1 protein-coding gene and 2 pseudogenes are annotated in these 3,710 nt (G+C 38.7%); all 3 read left to right on the plus strand.

Annotated features, from left to right (window positions below):
* Positions 1–901 (plus strand): annotated as a pseudogene (locus NXX38_RS26545) (SusC/RagA family protein); the annotation flags it as partial.
* Positions 902–1,780: 879 nt separating this feature from the next.
* The gene (locus tag NXX38_RS26555; protein WP_309600949.1) at positions 1,781–1,951 is read left to right on the plus strand and encodes a SusD/RagB family nutrient-binding outer membrane lipoprotein; all 171 of its coding nucleotides are present in this window, start codon (positions 1,781–1,783) and stop codon (positions 1,949–1,951) included.
* A gap of 30 nt (positions 1,952–1,981) precedes the next feature.
* Positions 1,982–3,710: pseudogene (locus NXX38_RS26560) on the plus strand (TonB-dependent receptor plug domain-containing protein); the annotation flags it as partial.

Here is a 3,710-nt window from a genome sequence, read left to right on the forward strand (position 1 = left end):
GTGACAGTATATCATTCTAATACTTACAATCAGTTATTGAAAGCTGATATGCCAGGAAGCAGTGGATATAAATATATGTATGTTCAAGCTGGTAATGTACAGAATAGAGGTATTGAGATGACATTAGGCTATGATCAGACATTCGGTGAATTTAATTATAATACTACTTTCACAGCTACTGCCAACAGAAAAAAAATTAAGAAGTTAGCTTCTAATGTAAAGAACCCTGTTAATGGCGAATTGCTGGATTTAAGTGATATTCAACTGGGACGCTTCCGTCTCCGTGAAGAGGAGGTGAAGTGGGTGCGTTATATGCCGACCGCCGAGTTGAAAGGAATGAAGAAGGATATGTTCTCTACAATCCGGGACAGACCTTGGCTACAGAAAGACTACACCGTTTAAGATCGGGTCAGTCAATCTAAATGGAACTTAGGCTGGAGACATGGATTCAACTATAAGGGTATTAATGCTAATGTCATGTTTACTGCAGAATCGGTGGTAACGTAATCTCAAAGACCCAAGCCACCTTAGACCGTTTTGGTGTATCTAAAGCATCAGCTAATGCTCGCGACGCAGGTTATGTAATGCTAGGTAATATAAAGATGCAACCGGAAGATTATTATGGGACTATTTATGACTTAGACTCATATTATGTATATTCTGCAACAAACGTTCGTCTACAGAAGCTAGTATCGGTTATACCCTACCTAACAAGTGGTTCGGTGATGTAGTGAAGAACGTAAATATTTCCGTGTATGGTACTTGCTTATGGATGATCTATAATAAGGCTCCTTATGATCCTGAATTAACAGCATCTACAGGTACATTTGGTCAAGGCTATGACTATTTTATGCTGCCTAGCAGTCGTACGTATGGTTTTAGTTTGAAATTTGGATTCTAATTATTTATTAATAATTGAAATTATGAAATTTAAGAAATACTTATTAGTGGTCTTTTCGCTAGGCTTATTAACAGCTTGCGAGGATTATATAGATATCAATAAAGTACTACTGGTGTAACAGACGAAGAACTGGAAGCAGGTGGATTAATCTACGGAACTCAGTTGATGGAAATGCAGCAACGTGTTATTCCCATCGGTTCGCCAAGTAAACAACTGATCCGGGTAATGATCTGGCAGTTACAGATGTGATGTCATCAGCCCAATATATCGGCTTTTTGGCATGAATAATAACTGGAAACTAAGTACGAAGCTACATGGATTTTGCTGACAATCGAATGAGTTATGCATACGAACAACTTTATATGAAAGTATATCAGCCTTAGGTGCAAATATATCAAAAGATTGGAAATAGCGAAGAACCAGAGAAACAGAAATTGTGGCAGTATTGAATGTCGTAAGAGTTGCTGGTTGGTTAAGAGCTACCGACTGTTTGGCCTATTGTATATTCTAACGCAGGAAATGGTGACATCGCTCCAATGTTGGATAAGCAGGAAGACGTATATAAAGCTATGTTGAAAGATTTGCTACTTGTGCTGATATTCTGAACAAATCGACTAAGATTATGCCGAAGTACGATTTGATTTATGACGGAATCAATTAAAATGGACTAAATTGGCCAACTCATTAATGTTGAGAATGGCAGTTCGTACTTTCACTTTGTCAACAAAGATTTAGCTGTAGAATATATTCAGAAAGCGTTGAATCCGAGGAATGGAGGCGTGATTGAAAGTAAAACAGATGGAAACAAAGAATTGGTAATACAAGTAATTCCCATTATTAAACTCTTTAATCGCAACAATGAATTACAAAGAAAACCACATGGGTGCCACAGCTTGGTCTTACTTAACAGGTTATAACGATCCCCGAATGAACAAATATTACACTAAGGGTACATACAACAAGGTTAGTGGATACGGGTGTATTGCTCCCGGTAATACCTTAGGCAAGGCCGAAGGCGACAATACCGCAATTCGCTTCTTGCCCAAGTAGAAAACGCAGATCCTTTATACTGGTTCAGAGCTTACGAAACTTTCTTTTATGAATAGTTTGAATGGAAAAGTTGCTGGTGTAGAAAGCATCCAGCGTAGTGCATCCGGTGTGGGTGGTGGTACTCGCGTTGTGATGCGCGGTAATAAATCCATTGCAGGTCGGGAACAATGACATATATGTAGTGGATGGTGTACCTATCGGGAAATGAAGCTGATCGTTCGGGGGGCGGTACAGGCTTTGTAGGAGCAGCCTCCGGTGAAGACATAGCTAATTTCAATCCAGATGATATTGAAAGCTTATCTGTATTGACCGGGCCATCAGCTGCTGCGTTGTATGGTGCAAACGCAGCTAATGGTGTTATCATTATCAATACAAAGAAAGGTGCACAAGGCGTGGTGCGTTTGAATGTATCCTCTTCAGTAGAATTTGCCAATCCATTCGTAATGCCGGAATTTCAGAACACTTATGGAAATGTTTCGGGTAATTACTTTTCTTGGGGAGAAAAATGGAGAATCCGACATTCCTGGGAGCCTAGAGACTTCTATAATACAGGAGCTACTTTCAATAATTCGTTCAACCTTTCAATGGGAACAGAGAAAAAATCAGACATATACTTCTGCTTCCGCAGTGGACTCTAATGGTATGGTTGAAAATAGTAAATATCACCGTTATAATGTAACAGTCCGCAATACTGCAAGATTCCTGAATGATAAGTTAACATTAGATGTATCTGCTAGCTATGTTCGCGAATACTACAATAACATGGTATCTTTTGGTACATACTTTAACCCTATCGTAAGAACTTATCTATATCCGCGAGTATGAACTTTGAAAGTGAAAAGTATTTCGAACGCTATGATAATGAATTGGGATATAATGCACAGAGTTGGCAACCCGGTAGTATGGGTATGGATGTACAGAATCCATATTGGATTGCCTACCATGCTTGCGTCCTGAAGTTAAAGACCGCTACATGTTGTATTCGAGCTTGAAATATGATATAACAAGTTTTTGAATGTTGCAGGTCGTCTCCGTATGGATAATACATATTCGAATCAGAAGACAGACGCTATGCATCTACTACCAGTACTTTTGCCGGAGAAAATGGCCGTTATAAATACTCAAATGAATTTTACAAACAGAAATATGCAGATATCATGATAAACTTTGACAAACAGTTTGCCCAAGTTTATCATGCTACAATGAATGCGGGTGTATCTTTCGAAGAATATGATACCAAAGGACATGGATATGGTGGAGACTTATTATTGGTACCCAACAAATTCACTTATGGAAATGTAAATCCATCTGTAGCCAGTCCTTTTGAAACAGGAGGTGATTCTCGTACCAAAACTTTGCAACTTTCGCATCCCCCAGAACTTGCATGGAATTCAGCCTTGTATTTAACATTAACTGGGCGTGCAGATAAACCATCACCAATTGGTTAATAGTAAAGAGCAATGGATTTTCTATCCATCCAGTAGGTCTTTCTGCTATTGTTACCGAGCTTTTTGCCTGATAATATTCGTGAAAGTATCAATCCTGTATTAGGTTATTTCAAAGTTAGAGGCTCATTTACAGAAGTAGGTTCTCCGATTCCATTTACAGGTCTGACACAGGAACGATTACTCATAAACTAGAAAATGGTACTGTATCTCCTTTCGAATACTATCCTTTGAGTGATTTGAAAGCTGAACGTACTCGTTCGTACGAATTAGGAATCGATACCAGATGGTTTAACAATACAATTACTTTGGGT

The sequence above is a fragment of the Bacteroides sp. BFG-637 genome, assembly GCF_024793605.1.
GTDB lineage: Bacteria > Bacteroidota > Bacteroidia > Bacteroidales > Bacteroidaceae > Bacteroides > Bacteroides vicugnae.